The 16,787-nt window shown below is 49.3% G+C and carries 21 protein-coding genes and 1 pseudogene; 13 read left to right on the top strand and 9 right to left on the bottom strand.

Features of this window, described 5'->3' with window-relative positions:
- A pseudogene (locus tag H141_RS19895) lies at positions 1–231 on the bottom strand (hypothetical protein); the annotation flags it as partial.
- Between the two features lie 190 nt (positions 232–421).
- Between H141_RS19895 and H141_RS0105980 the strand changes: the two are divergent.
- The gene (locus tag H141_RS0105980) at positions 422–1,249 is read left to right on the top strand and encodes a nidogen-like domain-containing protein (protein WP_019675339.1); all 828 of its coding nucleotides are present in this window, start codon (positions 422–424) and stop codon (positions 1,247–1,249) included.
- 91 nt (positions 1,250–1,340) lie between these two features.
- Here the strand turns inward: H141_RS0105980 and H141_RS0105975 are convergent, their stop codons facing one another.
- Both H141_RS0105975 and H141_RS0105970 read right to left on the bottom strand, forming a co-directional pair.
- Positions 1,341–1,946, bottom strand: coding sequence for a YjaG family protein (locus H141_RS0105975; RefSeq protein WP_019675338.1), 606 nt, complete (start codon positions 1,944–1,946; stop codon positions 1,341–1,343).
- Between the two features lie 29 nt (positions 1,947–1,975).
- On the bottom strand, positions 1,976–3,214 hold the full coding sequence (locus H141_RS0105970; RefSeq protein WP_019675337.1) for a coiled-coil domain-containing protein: 1,239 nt from the start codon (positions 3,212–3,214) through the stop codon (positions 1,976–1,978).
- Between the two features lie 288 nt (positions 3,215–3,502).
- On the opposite strand from H141_RS0105970, the gene H141_RS0105965 reads away from it, so the two are divergent.
- On the top strand, positions 3,503–4,096 hold the full coding sequence (locus H141_RS0105965) for a DUF4136 domain-containing protein (protein WP_019675336.1): 594 nt from the start codon (positions 3,503–3,505) through the stop codon (positions 4,094–4,096).
- Here H141_RS0105965 and H141_RS0105960 read toward each other — a convergent pair.
- Positions 4,093–4,683, bottom strand: coding sequence for a DUF3833 domain-containing protein (locus H141_RS0105960; RefSeq protein ID WP_019675335.1), 591 nt, complete (start codon positions 4,681–4,683; stop codon positions 4,093–4,095). The two genes, H141_RS0105965 and H141_RS0105960, sit on opposite strands and share 4 nt — an antisense overlap.
- 191 nt (positions 4,684–4,874) lie before the next feature.
- Here H141_RS0105960 and H141_RS0105955 point away from each other — a divergent pair, with 191 nt between their 5' ends.
- Entirely contained in the window at positions 4,875–5,528 is a 654-nt protein-coding gene (locus tag H141_RS0105955; RefSeq protein ID WP_019675334.1) for a 2OG-Fe(II) oxygenase, read from the top strand.
- 23 nt (positions 5,529–5,551) lie between these two features.
- On the opposite strand, the gene H141_RS0105950 is transcribed toward H141_RS0105955, so the two are convergent.
- The 3 genes from H141_RS0105950 to H141_RS0105940 are packed head-to-tail and all read right to left on the bottom strand — an operon-like array spanning position 5,552 to position 7,419.
- Positions 5,552–5,986 (bottom strand): DUF192 domain-containing protein, encoded by a 435-nt coding sequence (locus tag H141_RS0105950; RefSeq protein WP_019675333.1) that lies wholly within the window; start codon positions 5,984–5,986, stop codon positions 5,552–5,554.
- Between the two features lie 39 nt (positions 5,987–6,025).
- Complete coding sequence (gene ubiA, locus H141_RS0105945; protein WP_019675332.1) at positions 6,026–6,901, bottom strand: 4-hydroxybenzoate octaprenyltransferase; 876 nt, start codon at positions 6,899–6,901, stop codon at positions 6,026–6,028.
- On the bottom strand, positions 6,898–7,419 hold the full coding sequence (locus H141_RS0105940; RefSeq protein WP_019675331.1) for a chorismate--pyruvate lyase family protein: 522 nt from the start codon (positions 7,417–7,419) through the stop codon (positions 6,898–6,900). The genes ubiA and H141_RS0105940 overlap by 4 nt, the downstream gene beginning before the upstream one ends.
- Before the next feature lie 163 nt (positions 7,420–7,582).
- Here H141_RS0105940 and H141_RS0105935 point away from each other — a divergent pair, with 163 nt between their 5' ends.
- Positions 7,583–7,981: a flagellar basal body-associated protein FliL gene (locus H141_RS0105935; RefSeq protein ID WP_019675330.1), complete on the top strand. Its 399-nt coding sequence runs from the start codon at positions 7,583–7,585 to the stop codon at positions 7,979–7,981.
- Here the strand turns inward: H141_RS0105935 and glpG are convergent.
- Positions 7,975–8,796: a rhomboid family intramembrane serine protease GlpG gene (gene glpG, locus H141_RS0105930; RefSeq protein ID WP_019675329.1), complete on the bottom strand. Its 822-nt coding sequence runs from the start codon at positions 8,794–8,796 to the stop codon at positions 7,975–7,977. The genes H141_RS0105935 and glpG overlap by 7 nt on opposite strands.
- Positions 8,789–9,115 carry a thiosulfate sulfurtransferase GlpE gene (gene glpE / locus H141_RS0105925; RefSeq protein WP_019675328.1) on the bottom strand — a complete coding sequence of 109 codons (327 nt, stop codon included), beginning with the start codon at positions 9,113–9,115 and terminating at the stop codon, positions 8,789–8,791. The genes glpG and glpE overlap by 8 nt, the downstream gene beginning before the upstream one ends.
- Before the next feature lie 187 nt (positions 9,116–9,302).
- Here glpE and H141_RS0105920 point away from each other — a divergent pair, with 187 nt between their 5' ends.
- The 9 genes from H141_RS0105920 to H141_RS0105880 all read left to right on the top strand — a co-directional run bounded on the left by H141_RS0105920 (position 9,303) and on the right by H141_RS0105880 (position 16,778).
- On the top strand, positions 9,303–9,893 hold the full coding sequence (locus H141_RS0105920) for a LemA family protein (RefSeq protein ID WP_019675327.1): 591 nt from the start codon (positions 9,303–9,305) through the stop codon (positions 9,891–9,893).
- 6 nt (positions 9,894–9,899) lie between these two features.
- The gene (locus H141_RS0105915; RefSeq protein WP_019675326.1) at positions 9,900–11,753 is read left to right on the top strand and encodes a M48 family metallopeptidase; all 1,854 of its coding nucleotides are present in this window, start codon (positions 9,900–9,902) and stop codon (positions 11,751–11,753) included.
- A 103-nt stretch (positions 11,754–11,856) separates the two neighbouring features.
- Positions 11,857–12,333 (top strand): hypothetical protein, encoded by a 477-nt coding sequence (locus H141_RS0105910; RefSeq protein WP_019675325.1) that lies wholly within the window; start codon positions 11,857–11,859, stop codon positions 12,331–12,333.
- Positions 12,334–12,438: 105 nt separating this feature from the next.
- On the top strand, positions 12,439–13,314 hold the full coding sequence (locus H141_RS0105905; protein ID WP_019675324.1) for an HDOD domain-containing protein: 876 nt from the start codon (positions 12,439–12,441) through the stop codon (positions 13,312–13,314).
- A gap of 19 nt (positions 13,315–13,333) precedes the next feature.
- On the top strand, positions 13,334–13,504 hold the full coding sequence (locus H141_RS21095; RefSeq protein ID WP_083923035.1) for a DUF2256 domain-containing protein: 171 nt from the start codon (positions 13,334–13,336) through the stop codon (positions 13,502–13,504).
- A gap of 118 nt (positions 13,505–13,622) precedes the next feature.
- The gene (gene nagB / locus H141_RS0105895) at positions 13,623–14,417 is read left to right on the top strand and encodes a glucosamine-6-phosphate deaminase (RefSeq protein WP_019675323.1); all 795 of its coding nucleotides are present in this window, start codon (positions 13,623–13,625) and stop codon (positions 14,415–14,417) included.
- A gap of 57 nt (positions 14,418–14,474) precedes the next feature.
- Positions 14,475–15,413, top strand: a complete 939-nt coding sequence (locus tag H141_RS0105890; RefSeq protein WP_019675322.1) for a tRNA-dihydrouridine synthase — start codon at positions 14,475–14,477, stop codon at positions 15,411–15,413.
- A gap of 35 nt (positions 15,414–15,448) precedes the next feature.
- A complete protein-coding gene (locus H141_RS0105885) occupies positions 15,449–16,249 on the top strand; it encodes an SAM-dependent methyltransferase (protein ID WP_019675321.1) in 801 nt (266 codons plus the stop codon).
- Positions 16,250–16,274: 25 nt separating this feature from the next.
- Positions 16,275–16,778 carry a GNAT family N-acetyltransferase gene (locus H141_RS0105880; RefSeq protein WP_019675320.1) on the top strand — a complete coding sequence of 168 codons (504 nt, stop codon included), beginning with the start codon at positions 16,275–16,277 and terminating at the stop codon, positions 16,776–16,778.
- Positions 16,779–16,787: the final 9 nt, after the last annotated feature.

Genomic DNA, 16,787 nt, shown 5'->3' with positions numbered 1-16,787 from the left:
AATGCCGTGCTTCTCATTATTTTGGTTCTCATATTCACGGCCAATAGCGGTAACCGTGCAGCAGCCTTTTTTCATAAGGCTTTGTGCAGCAGCACTTAGCGCAGAAAGTCTGGCTTTATGCATACTTTTAGGGGTGACAAATGAGAGAAAATCGGCGAGCATTGTTTTTACATTCATGGCAGCATTCATGGTTAGGTGTTTTTGGCGAAAGATCAGATCGGGAACTGCCATGAATGTTCCCTTCGCCTTTAACTATTTGTTTTATCTACGCCATTCGTGGGGATTCGTCAGTTATTTTTTACACCCTCAGTATTCTTATATGCTTATTATTAATAAAATCAATTTGTTAGGTATTGGCTTATTTATTGCTAATAGACTGCCTGCTTAATGACTTTACAGAATAAAAAAGGACTTACTTATAATGAAAATAAGAAATATTGCGCTTGCAGCATTATTCACCGTTACAACAGTTTTCACTGCTCAGGCCAGCATAATTGAACCGGGCTTTAACAGTGCAACCCTGGCACCAAATGATGATAGTTCAACCGGTGCTGTCAATATCGGCTTTGATGTTAATTTCTTTGGCCTGACATTTAGCCAATTATTCGTAAATAACAATGGTAATGTGACCTTCGATTCAGCTTTAGCTACCTTTACTCCTTTTGATCTCACGTCAACTGGCCGGCAAATTATTGCGCCCTTTTTCGCTGATGTTGATACCCGCAGTGCCGGCGACCCGGTAACTTACGGCGTGGGATCTTTTAATGGCATGCTGGCTTTCGGGGTAAATTGGTTAAATGTCGATTATTACAGCAGCAGTGCCGCACATACTAACCGCAATAGTTTCCAGTTGTTGCTGGTTGATCGTTCAGATGTTAGTGCAGGTGATTTCGACATTATTTTCAATTACGATCAGATCCAGTGGGAAACAGGCACTGCCAGTTCTGGTGATGCGAATGGTTTAGGTGGTGATTCTGCCCGGGCAGGTTATTCAAATGGCACCGGTGATGCCGGAAGTTTTTTTGAGCTGGCCGGTTCAGCAGTTAATGGTGCATTTTTAGACGGTGGTAGCAATGCGTTGGTTAGCAACCGATTAAATAGTGGGTTTGACGGCCGCTATATCTTTAACGCTCGTAACGGTGAAATCGTTGTTGTACCACCGACCAGCGTGCCAGAAGCTCAGACTATAGCATTATTTGGTTTGGGTTTACTGTTAGTAGCTGGTATACGCCGCAGAAAGATACGCTAACCGAATTGTTCAGAGTAATGCTAATAATAAAAGGCCTGCAATAAATGCAGGCCTTTTGCTATGAGGTTGTAAACCAGTATTAAACCAATGCTTACACCAACTCCATACCCAGATTTGTCAGGCCCTGCTCTTGCAACCAGGCTTTGAGTTGCAGCATTTGCTCCCGTTCTATTTGTTTCATGGAGCTTACCAGCTCTATCAGTTCGGCAAGGCATTCCATTTCATACGCCATTAACGGGTGGTCGCGGACATGCTTTTTTAGCTCGTTTTCACTGGTTATATCTTCGTCTTCGGCCTGGTACTCTATCAGTCTTGCCACTGTGGCCTGAGATATCTTGGCGACATTGATAAATTCACTGCTGTCTTGCTGACTGATACCGTTAAACATGGCATCAAGGGCAGTAGCACAATCTACTGCCGGATATACGCCAAACATAGAGAAATGATTAACTTCAGGGATAAGTGGTTCTAATTCTTCAGCCAAACGTGGAAAATTAATTTTTGCTTTCTTAACGGTCAGCCACTCCCAGCTTAAATCCAGCATATGTCTGAGCGCGGCGGCGTCACCAAATTCACTAACCTCACTGAACAATTGATAATTAGGTAACATGCGCTCAAGCAAACAGGCTGCAATAGCAGCCTGTTGATAAAACCCCAGCTCACGCATTAGCTGGAAGTTATTTGCCTTTTCTTTCATAACACTCCAAAACGGATTAAAGCCCGGCGTTAACCCGATACAGCCAGTTGTTTCTGCGCGTATTCAAACTTGAGCTTGTATTCCATAATTTTCTGTTCAAGCTCGCTGATATTCTGCTGGTTAACTTCATCCTGTTCAGCAAGTTGCGACCGCAATTGCCGGATCATTTCCCGGGTCTGGTCAGCTTCATTTTGCTGTTTTTGCTCGGCAGCTTGCTGTCGGTTAACCGCGTGCTCTAACTGGCCTTCCAGCTTCTTACAGCGATTTTGACTCTGGCTTAACAGCTCGTTTATGTTAACAAACTCGGCTTGCAACCGGGTCAGCTCTGAGCCAAGCTCAGCACTACTATCAGCCAGATCATTGCGGTGCTGCTCAAATTCGTTAATCTGAGCTTGTAATACTTCACTATGGGTAGTCAACTCGGCAAGCTGCTCTTGCAGTTGATTATGCTCTTGCTGCTGCTCGCTCAGCAGCTGCTCACGCTCGGCCAGCTGCTGCTCTAAATCACGAACTTGCTGCTGGCTCTTCGCCAAAGCCTGGAGCTTGTCTTGTTGTGCCTGGGTTTGTTGCTCTGTTTGTTGCTGCAACGCCAGGTAGCTTTCGTTCAGTTCAGCTAACTGCTGCGCGCTTTGTTGCTGTTCATTTTGATGCTGCTGCACACTTGCTTGTAACTGTTGTAACGCCAATTTGCTTTCATGTGCCTGAGCCTGGGCTTGCTCAAGCGCTGAGCGCAGCTGGGTGAGCTCTTCAGGATCGGCAACACTTTGCTGAGCAGCCTGTAACGCCTGTTCAAAATGCTGGGCTTTATGTTGTTCAAGCTGCAGTTCTTTAGTTAAGTCAGCCAGCTGTTGTTCGAGATTCATCTCACGCTCACTGAGCGTGGTATTGTGCTGCTGTGCTTTCTTCAACTCAGCAGCAAGTGCTGCCATTTGTTTAGTTGTTTCAGCCGCTTTTTGCTTCAGAGTGGCCAGTTCCTGAGTATCAGCACTGGCCACCGGCACGGCTAAATCAAGTTGCTGCTTAGTGTGCTGCCAGTCTTTAAATAGTTTCTGGTAAGCTTGTTCCTGTTCGATTAAGCGCTGTTGCCACTGACTTTGCGATTTTGCCAGAATTTGGGCGCTGTAGCTTTGCAACAGCTGCTGTTGCTCACTCATTAGCTGTTTGCCAAAATCAGCCAGGCTGCTGGCAAGCTGCTGTTGCGCTTGATTTTCCAGTTCAGCTGCGAGCTGTTGCTCGTTGTTGTTATTATTCTTTTTCACTGCATTCATGTTCTGGTCTCGTATTAAACAGCCGCCCCGGCTGCATACTATTTTCGTTGTGCCGAGATCCCTGCCGCACTTTGTTAATAAGTGTAATATGAGTTGAGACTGATAGCTAACGCTATTGCGTATTTTGTCAGCAACTGTTTTATCACACTTAGCATGCCATAATAAATATCAGAGTTGGCAAATAAAGATTACATTTGCAATGATATCCAGTTAGCAGCCTAATTATCTTAGCGCAACTTAATCACTCACAGCCTGTCAGAACGCACAGGTTGCAACCGGGGAACAGTAATGATGATAAAGCTACCGACTAAAATACAACACAGCAAACTTTTAACCGCAGCGGTTTTGGCAATAACCTTAACAGCCTGCAGCAGCGGGCCAAAAGTTCGGTCTGATCAAGCCACTAACGTTAACTTTAGTCAGTATCAGACCTTTTCATTCGTTTCCGACTTAGCTACAGACAGAGCCGGTTATACCACTCTGGTAACTCAGCATTTTAAAGATGCCATCAGTGCAGAGCTTACTGCCAGAGGCTATCGCTACGTTGCATCAGATCCGCAGTTGCTGGTTAACTTTAATTCTAATGTGGCAAGCCGTTCTGATACCCGTACTGTATCAACACTCAGCTACCATCACGGATACTACCACTACCGGCGCGGCATTGTGTATGGTGGTTTTCCGGTTTACAACAACGACGTAAGCACTGTTCACTACAAAGTAGGCACAGTGAATATTGATGTGGTAGATGCGGCTGAGCGCCAGTTAATCTGGGAAGGGATTGCTGAGGGCACATTAAAACAAAAAGATTTAGAGCAACCGCGCGAAGCTGCAGCACGCACAGTGGCTCTTATTTTTGAGCAGTTTCCAAAATCAGCTCGCTAACCCGCGGCAATTTCGGCGACTTGTTGCTTTAACGCTGAACAATCGGCATTAGCATCAAGTTGCTGAATAGACAGCGTCAGTTCAGCTACTTTGAAGCCATATTTGTGGAGTGTGGTACGGTTTATCAGGTTTTTCTCATCAACCAGGTGCAGCCAGTCTTTCACCGTGACATCCAGGGTATCGCCATCGTAAGGGATCCGCAAAACATACTGCCAATACAGGCTGTTGCCGGCAAGCTGGCCTGTTGCTTCACCAACAACATCACCAGCCGTACCCCGAACTTCGCCATCGGCTCCTTGAGTCAGCTGCCAGTGACGCTGTTCTACCCGGCCATCACTAAAATAAAAAACTTCGTATAAATCACCCTGCCCCTGCTGCCATTCTCCGCACAGATCAGCAACAAAACGGACACTCTGCTGGCCACGCCAATCATGCATCACCCCGTAGGCCCGGCCTGACCCCAGAAAAAAACGGTCAAGCTCCAGAGCAGGTGTCAGCTGTTTGTAGTCAGATATAGACTGACTACAGCCAGTTATAGCCAATGCACCGGCGACAACTGTCGCTGTTAACCAAGATGATTTTTGCATGATGATATCCCTAATCTATTCAACCTTATTCACAACCATAGCAGACATTACGCAGCCAGTTGTTCTTTAGCTCAGTCAAACCTGCGATCTTACGCAGCAGAATCCCTTATCCTGAAGACAAGTTTTTCTTGTTAGACAGGCTGCCAGCAACCCCGTAAAAACGCTGCTCTATTATAGGGGGGAGCCTGAATATGGCAGAATCGGTTGGGGTCAGGATTGATCAATGCGTCAGCGATGGCGTTATTGGTGATGAATTAATGCTGGCGCAATTTTACCGGCAAGGCTGGACAGTCATAGCTGATTTCCTGCCTGCCGGTTTAAACTTACAGCTGCTGGATGAGGCCCGCTTTGACGCTGATTTGACCCCGGCCGGAGTTGGCCGGGCCCGTGACCATACCCTGAATCGGCAGATACGTCGTGACAAAACACTCTGGTTTGATGGCCAGAGCCCGGCTCAGCAACATTATCTGCAGTTAATGCAACAACTACAGCTGCAACTGAACCGCCAGTTTTTTCTGGGATTGTTTGATTTCGAGTGCCATTTTGCCTGTTATCAGTATGGTGACTTCTATCAGAAGCATTTTGATGCTTTCAGCGGCCGCTCGAATAGAGTACTGACCACAGTTAGTTATTTAAACGATGTCAGTGCCGGTGGTGAGTTAGTATTATATGGCCCCGATGACAGCATATTAAGCAGGATAAAGCCGCAGGCGGGTAGCCTGGTACTCTTTGAAAGTGAGCGTTTCGCCCATGAGGTTTTGAGCGCTGTTGATGACCGATACAGCATTGCTGGCTGGTTCCGGCATAATAATAGTATCAATGGTGTGATTGACCCCAGTCGCTAAACCCACTGGCTGAGCCACAGGTTTTAACGAACCAGTTTCAGCTTTTCACCCACCTGAATGTTGCGCTCGGCAAACCAGCCTCGAGGCATCTCCAGTGCCGCCAGCGCAGCAGATGGCGCTGATACCGGAGTTTCATCCAGCGGATGCAACTGTACTATGGCCATGATTCGCCATTGCGGGTCAATAAAGGCGACATCCAGCGCTAAGTCGGTATTGCGCATCCAAAGACTTATTAACCGGGGTTCGGGGTACAGCAACAACATACCCGGCTCGGCACTTTTTTGAAACATCAAACCACGTTCACGCAGCTCAGGGGTGTCAGCCAGTTGCACCGTTCTTTTAACGTCAGCCAGCTGAATTGTTGCCTGCGGGAAGCTCAGCAGTTGCTCCTGTTCTGGCGCAGCACATGCACTGACAACAACCAGCGATAACAACATGGCAAGGATCCGGTTTTTCATTAATATCTACCTGCAATAAGTCAAGAATCAGCCATCCGGCTAAGCACTATAAAACAAATAATGCAGGGCAATACCGGCAAACACCAGCAACCCGACATAATGATTATGTAAAAACGCCTGAAAACAGCCTGCCCGGCCGCTTATGGCAAGACGAAACTGATAGATAAACGCCAGCACACAACAACTGAGCGCGACATAATAAACCATGCTTAACTGCGCCAGCACCCCAACATATCCCAGCAATAACAAGGTTAACAGCTGCAGCAAACCGATAATCGCTAACGCCTGCCGGCCAAATAAAATGGCAGTAGATTTTATCCCGGCTTTTAGGTCATCGGGTTTATCAACCAGGGCGTAATAGGTATCGTAGGCTACCGTCCAGCATAAATTCGCCAGATATAAATACCACACCAACGCCGGCAACTGCAGCTGCGTTGCCATAAATGCCATTGGCATACCCCAGCTGAATGCTGCTCCCAGCACCAGTTGCGGCAAGTGGGTGTAGCGCTTCATAAAGGGATAGGCGGCTGCCAGTAGCAAGGCCACTACTGACAACAACACCGTTTGCCAGTTTAACCAAAATAACAAACCGGCACTTAGCGCAACCAACAACGCAAACAACTGCAAAGCCTCTGTTGCACTAACCCTGCCCTGCGCTAACGGTCGCTGTGCAGTGCGTTCAACCAGGCCATCGAAGTGGCGATCAGCATAGTCGTTTATAACACAACCGGCGGACCGCATTAGTACTACGCCAAAACTGAAAATAAGCAGCAGCTTAAGATCCGGCAACCCTTCAGCTGCCAGCCATAAAGCCCACCAGGTGGGCCACAGTAACAAATAAATGCCAATCGGTTTATCCAGTCGCATCAATAGCCGGTAATCCGGCCAGCGTTGCCAGCTTAACTGCCAGTTCACAGGGTTACGATTCCATCTAAAAATACTTCGGCAACTAATAGCGGATGCCCCGCCAGGGTAAATACCGAACGTCGGGCCCAGTATTCGCCTGTCGCAACCGTAGTAACCAACGGCTGCCGCAAATACACTCTGGCAACCTCAACCGCGCTGCGCGAGACATGTTGCTGCTGAAAAATCACTTCACCCAGCGGCTGATCGCCAAGCTCTGCCAGGGGTTGCAATGCAGCTAACGTTGGCAATGGCAGCCAACTCTGAGCATAAACACAAGGCAGCTTATTGCAGGACATCAGTACTTCCCGGCACTGAGCAACATCAATACCCGGCAGCAAAGGTTGCAAAAAGTCAGGTAATGCCTGCTGCTGTTGCTGCAGTACCTGCAACTGAAAATCACGGGCACGGTTTTTCAACCTTGCTGTCAGGGAGGCGGGTTCCAGCAACCAGGCCTGTAACATAGGAGGTAAAGTAACAGCACTGGCCAATTGCCAGTCAGCGGCTAATGAAATAGCAGGTTCGGCCACTAAAATGCTCAGCTAACGATAATGTGGCCGAATGATAACAAGTTCAGCCGGGCTTTTCAGCTGAAAAAACTATTGGTTGCAGCAGAATTAAACTGGTAATGAGCTTGGGAAAACACTAAGGTTAACAAAGTATTCTCCTGATGCAGCAAAAAGGCCAGGCAACATGAAATTATTCGTTTTTGTAGTTCTTGCATTAATGCTGACGCTGTCACCAGCCAGCGCCAGACAACAAGAAGCGGAGTTTGTTTATTATGGCTTTGATCCGGATATTGTCACCAACTACGTCTCCGGTAACCGCCGCAGCCTTGGCTATGTCAGAGTGACGGTGGAGCTAATGGTTATTGATAAACGTTTTATTCCGGCGATTGAGCACCACGAGCCACTGATCCTTGATACCATTATTGGCATTCTGAGCAAACAATCAGAAGACAACATAAAATCGCTGACCGGCAGAGAAGAGATCCGGACCACAATTTTGACAAAATTGCAGGAAGTGCTGAAAAGAGAAACCGGCGACACTATTATCAAAGACTTATTATTTACTAAATATTTGTATCAATGATCGACAGCCGCCCGGGGCGGCTTCATCAGCAAGGCCATCAGTAAACCGGCCAGTAAACCGGCTAAATGGGCCCAGTTTGCCATGCTGACCCAAAGCACATCGGCAAAGCCCAGTAACAACCATACCACCATAAAAATTGCCAGAGGGTCGCTGATCAGAGGCCGGGGTTGCGGATCACGTTTCTGGTTAAGCCAGCAGAAACCAAACAGCGCATACACCACACCAGATAAACCACCAAAATTGGTACCAACCAAAAAATACTGAGCAGCATTAGAAATAACCGCGGTTACCACTGTGAAATGAAGTAAGCTGATACTACCGAACCGGCGTTCCAGCGCTGATGCCAGCAACAGCCACCACAACAGATTAAACACCAGATGGGTTACTGAAAAATGCAATAAAGCAGGGGTAAACCAGCGCCACAACTGAGCGGGCTCGGTAAGCTGCAAGCTGCTGGTTGCAGTTTTAAAATCCAGTTGCTGCCAGCCATATACCAACAAACATAACAGCAAAATAAGCGAAGTGACCGGGCTATTGATTACTTTCGCCCAGGGAATAGCAACCTTAACTGGTCGTCCTGTCTGAGCTACCGGCTGGCTGCGCTGCCAGGCTGCGGCCTGATAACGGGGGTGATCAGGCTGCTGAATAAATTCCCTGAGCAAGGCGGTTGCCTGCTGATAATCGCCTTCATCGCAATACAATATTGCCGGGCCTGCAGTGGCCAGCTCAGCCTTAACCTGCAGTCCGCTGCTCTGACAATAGTCAGCAAAAAGTAAAGCAGCAGCCGGGTTGTTTAGCTCAGCCAGTTTATGCATCGGTGCTACGCTCAAATGGCTGCGATTGCTGCCACTGGCTGAAGCCACCATCCATACTATATACCTTCTCAAAGCCCTGCTGCGCCAGATATTGAGCCGCACCCTGACTGGAATTGCCATGATAGCAAACAACAATGACTGGCTGATCAAACTCAACCTGCTGCATAAACTGGCGCAGACTGCCATCGCTCAAATGATAAGCCCCTGCTATGTGACCATTGGCAAAGCTTTGCTCATCCCGGATATCGGCAATAATCACGTGCTGCTGTGCCAGCATTGCTGCGGTATCTGCAACTGAAATATGGTGAAAATCGGTCATATTTGCTCTCACTATTTTGTAAAGTAACCATTGGCACTATGATAACGCACTGATGTTGAAATAGCAGCCGGCAGCAACCCTGATGTTTCAGTTGATGTTTCAACAGCTACTGCACAAGAAAGGCTGGACATTCGATTAAACAATTGTTAACAATATTAGTATCTGATCATTGCGCCGGGAATCCATCATGAATTTACTTATTATACTTGTGATACTTGCTGTCATAATTTTTTATGTCATTAGTATTTTTAATCAACTCGTTAAGTTAAAAAACCGCTTTCAGAATGCCTTTGCCCAAATTGAAGTGCAGTTAAAACGCCGTTACGACCTGATCCCAAACCTGGTTGAAACCGCCAAAGCCTATATGTCGCACGAGCGGGAAACGTTAGAAGCCGTTATCAGTGCCCGTAACGCAGCGATGGCCGGCTTAAAAGTAGCCGCAAATAACCCGGGTGATGCCGGCGCTATCAGCCAGCTGGCGGGCGCTGAAGGCGCGTTGCAAAGTGCAATGGGCCGGCTGAATATGGTAATGGAGGCTTATCCTGACCTGAAAGCCAATCAGAATATGATGCAACTGTCTGAAGAGCTGACCAGCACTGAAAACCGGGTAGCATTTGCCCGTCAGGCTTTTAACGACGGCGTTACCGAATATAATACCTATAAACAGAGCTTCCCGCCGGTATTATTTGCACCCAGCTTTGGTCACGCTAAAGACGCCGCCCTGCTGGAGTTTGAAGACAGCCAGTTAATCCAGGCAGCACCTAAAGTAAGCTTCTGATAAGCCATGGCGAGTAACTTTTTCAGCCAACAGGATTTAGCCCGTCGTAACACCCGGATCCTGGTATCATTGTTCAGCCTGGCCGTTATCCTGCTGTTAGTGCTGACCAACGCCCTGGTGTTGGTTGGGCTGGGCCTGGTTGATATACAAAATGCCGATTCGCTCTCTGCAATAGAGCATGGTTTACCCTGGCAGGCAGTGTTTTTTATCAGTATTGGCGTGCTTACCGCTGTCGGCATTGCGGTGCTGATCAAATGGCAGCAGTTAAAAGGCGGCGGCAAAGTAGTCGCAATCAGCCTTGGCGGTAGCCGGATTGATGCCGCCAGCAACGACCCACTTGAACGGCGTTTGCTGAACGTGGTAGAAGAGATGGCTATCGCTGCCAATGTGCCAGTACCCCCGGTTTATCTTTTACCTGAAAAAGGTATTAACGCCTTTGCAGCGGGCTACAGCCCGGGTGATGCGGTAATCGGGGTGACCCGGGGCTGCATTGAGCAGTTAAACCGTGACGAGCTGCAAGGGGTGGTGGCACACGAGTTCAGCCATATTTTAAATGGTGATATGCGGATGAATATCCGGATGATCGCCATTTTAAACGGCATTCTGTTTTTAGGGCATATCGGTTACTACATGCTGCGCTCGGGTAGCACCAGCAGAGGCAGGATTGGCCGCAGCAGCAAAGATAAAAATGGCGGCGGTATCCTGGCCATTGCCCTTGGCCTGGTCGTTATCGGTTATTTGGGTTCATTTTTTGGCAACCTGATCAAAGCTGCCGTCAGCCGGCAACGCGAATATCTGGCCGATGCCTCTGCCGTACAATTCAGCCGTAACCCCAGAGGGATTGCCGGTGCCTTAAAACGCATAGGCGCACACAGTGCCGGCACCCGAATCAGTAATCAGAATGCCGATGAAAATAGTCACTTGTTCTTTGGCGAGGCTATTTCCCGCTGGGCCAGTATTTTTGCAACGCACCCGCCGCTGAGCAAACGGATTAAACGCCTGGAACCGCACTGGAATGGCAAATTCCCCAGCCCGGTAAGCCAGGTTGAAGTTACAGCAGAGGCCACAGCAGCAAAGCCGGCCGGCAATGCCATGCCCGATAAACAAACGATAATTCAGGCCATGGCTGCCTTGCCAGTGCTGTTGGTTCAGAACAGTCGGCAGCCGCTGCAGGCTCAGGCAATCGTCTGCGCTTTACTGTTACAGCACCCCGATTATGAAGCTGAGCAAATAAAGCTGATTAAAGAGCAAGGCTCACTGGAGCTGTTACAGCAGGTTGATCAAATGGTCGATGCTGTGCAGGCCTTGAGTTTGCCGTTGCAAGTGCAATTGTTGCAGCGCGCCGTGCCGGCATTGAAAGAACTTAATCACCAGCAGTTTATTCAGTTTGAAAAATTGATCCTGGCACTGGCCGCTGCAGATAAACAATTATCTCTATCTGAATGGATTATCATCAACTTTATTGACCATACAGTCGCCAGCCACTTTAAGCCAAAACAGCAAATTCGCGGCGCCCGCCAAACAGAATTTAGCGCCGTACAAACCCCGGCGTTACAACTACTCGCCGCTATAGTAAGTGCGGCTGGTGAGCCGGCAGCCTGCCAGCAGGCTTGGCAGGCTGGGTTAACTACTCTGGGGCTTAAGGACGATACGCCACGGCCTGTAAGCAATTTGCCCGGCTTAACCCGGCAGCTTGACAACCTGCTTGGTGCTGCACCGCTGTTAAAACAACATATCTGGCAGGCAATCCTGGCCGCTGTGGCCGCTGACAAACTACAAACTGACACCGAGCAGGCACTGTTAACTGCGCTGGCCCTACTACTGGAAATGCCCTGGCAGCCTGAAATTGCAACAACTTAAGCTGCCGGCGGCGCAAACGATGGATTAAAAATCCACTTTAGGGCTTTAGCCCTGACCTCAGCTAAGGTAAAATAGCCGGTTCTTGTTTAAATCCGGAGGCTCTGTGTCCGATAGTCCGTCAGATAATCGCTTGTTTTTATTGTACGATTCCTCATTCGACGATATGGATGCGGAGGGCTGCCCGGGCTTTGGCTTCGTGTTATTGTTCAGTGAAGCTGATGTCAGCCAGTTTACTGCCGGTGAAAACCCGTCTAGTCCGGCCGTATCAATGTTATTTACCGATCATGCCGATGGCAGTATCAGTGGCGATTTACTGGGCTGGGCACATCTGGACGCAGAGATTTTTCAGCATTATCCCCTTGGTCAGTTTTTAACCCTGATGGAGCAAGCGGCCCAGGTTGCCATTAACGCCTACCGGCAAGTTGGCCAGGTGCCAGACAAGCTGGTGGCATTAAACCTGCCTGATGACGATCTTATTCAGTTTGATGTCCAATTTAATGACCTGCAGCTGAAAGATAAACAAAGTGAAATCATGCTGGCTCAACAATTGATGGTCGGCCGGCCTTATCTGGATTCTTAAGCGATTTGGCGCGGCAACAACGTAATAGCTAATTGCAATTTATCGCTGATCTTTTACTATAACAAGTATCGGTAAATGAACAGGCCAGCAGCCGGAGTAACCGTGATGACAACTGCCCTTGATATGGCCTTAATTGAGCGGGCTTTGAGCGGCTTTACTATTCCGCCGCGACCAGAAATTTTACGGCATATTCAGCAGCAGCTGGCTAAAGACGAGCCTAGCATTAGCCGGATAGCCGCATTAATTAATCTGGATGTCGGCATCGCTGGTTTTACCTTAAAAGTGGTAAATTCAGCGTTCTTTGGCCTGCGCCAGAAAATCACTTCAATTGAACATGCCTGCAAATATCTGGGCCTGAGCAGGGTTATTGCTCTGGTTCGCAGTATTTTGCTGCGTTTCACCCTGGCCGAGGGCCGGCAGGATCCGTTTAGCCAGCGCTTATGGAGTAGCGCTCTGCATACTGCCACTATCGCTATGGCACTGGCCAAACAGTTTAATCTTAATCAGGCTACTCAGGATGATTGCTATAGTCTGGGTTTATTTCATAACGCCGGTATAGCGCTGATTAGCGAGCAGGCACCACAGTATGCCAACCTTATGCAGCTTGGCTTGCAAGCTGGCCGGGGCTACAGCGAGCTTGAAGAGCAACATTTTCAGACCTGCCATGAAGTACTGGGCTATTTAATTGCCCAGTCCTGGGGGTTAACACCCGAGCTTTGCAATGTCATTGCTTACCATCACAGCCCAGCGCTTATTCTGCAATCAGACAATGATTATGAGCAACAGTTATTCGCCCTGCTTAAACTGGCCGAGTTTTTCAGCGGTGAAAGCCGGTTGCTCTATAACGTTAATGTTGACCCGGAGTGGCAAAATTACAGCGGAGCTATTCTCGATGTGCTGGAATTGGACAGCCTGAGCCTGCCCGATTTTGCCGAGTTATTGCACCGCCAGGACATTCATACCGTATACAGCCTCAACTAAACTGGCTTGAGGCTGGATTGTGGTCCACCGTAAACCGCTGCTCCCACAAAAAATATGTCCCCGCTGTCAGCTGCCCTTTAGCTGGCGCAAAAAATGGCAACTGAATTGGCAAAATGTGGTTTATTGTTCAGAACGCTGCCGCCGCAGCAAAACAGCCCAGTCAGCTGCTGTACCCCCCTTTAAAAATTAGAAAATAGTAGAAACACAACCAAATGACAGCGTTGTCATTTGGCCAAAGGTCTGCTAAAGTCATGTTATTCGCTGGAGCATAGTATGTTATTTAATAATGTCTAACCGGGGCTGATCTGATGCAAATTGTTATCTTACCTACTGCAGACGACGTTGCTGACTATGGCGCACAACTTTTTATCCGTCAGCTTACCAAGCACCCGCAGTCTGTGCTGGGTTTGGCTACCGGTTCCACGCCTTTAGCACTTTATCGCTTGCTGATTCACGCTTGCCAGCAACAACAGGTCTCTTTTGCCAGGGCCAGAACCTTTAATCTTGATGAGTATCTGGGTTTAGCTGCTGAGCATCCACAAAGTTACCGCTATTTTATGCAGCAGCATCTGTTCAACGCTATCGATATTTTGCCGGAAAACACCGCTGTACCTGACGGTTCAGCTGCCGATCCTGTTGCTGCCTGTCAGCAATACGAACAACAAATTGCCGCGGCCGGCGGTATTGACCTGCAGCTACTCGGGTTAGGCCGCAATGGCCATATTGGTTTTAACGAGCCCTCATCCGGGCTCCGTTCCCGTACCCGGATTAAAACCCTGACGCCAGCCACTATTGCCGACAATGCCCGTTTTTTTCAACCAGATGAGTACCAGCCCCATTTGTCGCTCACTATGGGAATTGGCACCATTTTGGATGCTCGCAAAGTATTGCTGCTGGCCACCGGAGCCAATAAAGCCAATGCCGTACAAGCAATGATTGAAGGCCCGCTTACGGCTGCCTGCCCCGCTTCAGCTTTGCAATTGCATCAGCACGCCATTGTGGTACTGGATGAAGCCGCAGCCGCACAGCTGGCCGATATTGAATTCTACCGCCATATAGAGCGGGAAAATCAGGCACTGCTGCACCGATTAGCCAACCAGTAATATCCAACCAGGCCGGTTCCGGCTACAATAGCGCCCTTAATTCAAGTAGGGACCAACATGCAAATCGTATTAGCGCCGATGGAGGGCGTGGTCGATCATCTAATGCGCGAAATGCTAACCCAGATTGGCGGCTACGATTTGTGCATCACCGAATTTGTGCGGGTGGTCGATCAAAAACTGCCAGCACGGGTATTTACCCGGCTGTGCCCGGAGCTGCTGCAAGGCGGCAAAACCCTGGCCGGCACGCCGGTTAGGGTGCAGTTATTAGGGCAAGAGCCCGGCTGGCTGGCCGAAAACGCGTTGCGAGCAGTAGAGCTGGGCTCGCCCGGCATAGATTTAAACTTTGGCTGCCCGGCCAAGGCCGTGAATAAAAGCCGCGGCGGTGCGGTGCTGTTAAAAGACACCGACAAGCTGTACCAGATTGTCAAAGCGGTGCGCGATGCGGTACCGCCAGCCTTTGCCGTCAGCGCTAAAATCCGTTTAGGTTATGAGGATACCAGCCTTACCCTGGATAATGCCTGCGCTATTGCCGCGGCCGGCGCCAGCAGTTTAGCTGTTCATGCCCGCACCAAAACCGACGGATACCGGCCCCCTGCCTATTGGCCATGGATAGCCAAAATTAAACAGCAGGTATCGATACCACTTATTGCCAATGGCGAAATATGGAATGCGCAGCAGGCCTTACTGTGCCAGCAACAAAGCAATTGTCAGGATATTATGCTGGGTCGTGGTGCGCTGGCCATGCCTAACCTGGCGCAGCATATCCGGCAGCAGCAGAGCGCCATGCCCTGGCCGCAGGTGTTGCAGCTGTTAATGCAATACTCCGAATTTGAAATCGCCGGCGATAAAGGCAAGTACTACGCTAACCGGGTAAAACAGTGGTTTAGTTACCTGAAACTGCAGTACCCTGAAGCCCAAAGCTTATTCAGCCAACTGCGGCTGCTTGGCAAAAGCCAGGATATTCTAGCGCTGCTGCAACAGCAGTTAGCCAAATAATCTATAGCGCCAGCGGCGCACAAAGGGAGTAACAGATGCAGCAAGGCAGCCTGATATGTGTTGGCACCGGTATTATGCTTGGCGCCCATCTTGACCCATTAAGCCGCAACTATATAGAGCAAGCCGATGTGGTGTTTATGCTAATGGCCGATGCGATGACCGAGCAATGGCTGCTGCAAATGCACCCCGACGTCCGCTCGTTACAGCCGTATTATCATCAGGCGCCATCGCGCCAACATAGCTATCAGCTAATGGTCGAAGCAATGCTGGCTGAAGTAACAGCCGGTAAAAAAGTGGTCGGCGCTTTTTATGGTCACCCGGCGGTGTTTGCGCTGGTGCCGCATGAGGCAGTGCGCCAGGCCCGTGAACTGGGTTATTACAGCAAAATGCTGCCGGGTATTTCAGCCGAAGATTGCCTGTATGCCGATTTAGGCATAGATCCGGGCCGCTATGGCTGCCAGCTGTATGAATGCAGCCAGTTTATGTTTTATCAGCGCACTATAGATACCGCAGCCTATTTAGTACTGTGGCAACTGGGCATAGCAGGAGATCGCAGCCTGGCCCGTTTTAGTACCCCCAGCCAGTATCGCCAGCTGTTAACCGATTATTTATGCCAGTTTTATCCGCCCGGGCATATTATTACCCTGTACGAAGCCGCCAGCCTGCCAACCGAACAGGCGCGCATTGATAGCCTGCCGCTTAATGCGCTGGCCAGTGCTGCGGTAAGCGGCAAAACCACCCTGGTTATCCCGCCGGCCAGTAAACTGCAGCCGAACACCACCATGCTGGCCCAGCTGGCTGCGCTTGATGCTCAGCCCAATCTTAAGCCTGATTAAGCCTGATTAAGCCTGATTAAGCCCAATGCTAAGCCCGATATTAAACCCGATACCACTAGCTGAGCCGGTATTAAGCCTGTCACCGCTAACGCCAGCCGCAGAGCCGCTGTTTATTGCACTTTTTAGCTGCCCGCAGGTAATGCGATATATTCAGCCGCCGCTAAGCGTGGACCAAGCGCGGCAACGTTTTGGCCGGATCCTTAAACTCAGTACAGGGCCGGCCTATTATTTGGTTAACCATAACCCCAGCCAGCAAAACATCGGCCTGGCCATGCTGAATATATTGCCAGAGCAAAGCAGTGCCGAAATAGGCCGGATGCTGTTACCAGCCTGGCAGCAACGCGGGCTGGGTAAGGCACTTGGCCAGTTACTGCTGCAAACCGCCAGCGCAGATAGCCGGGTGACACAGCTGACCACGCGTATTCACAGCAGCAATAACGCCGCTATTAACTCTGCCCGTAAACTGGGTTTTGCACAACAACACTGCCTGCCAGACGATTTTTTACTGTTCAGTCTGCAGATAAAATGAGCACAGATA

The organism is Arsukibacterium perlucidum DSM 18276, from assembly GCF_000382165.1.
Taxonomy (GTDB): domain Bacteria; phylum Pseudomonadota; class Gammaproteobacteria; order Enterobacterales; family Alteromonadaceae; genus Alishewanella; species Alishewanella perlucidum.
This window is presented reverse-complemented; position numbering and strand designations above follow the sequence as displayed.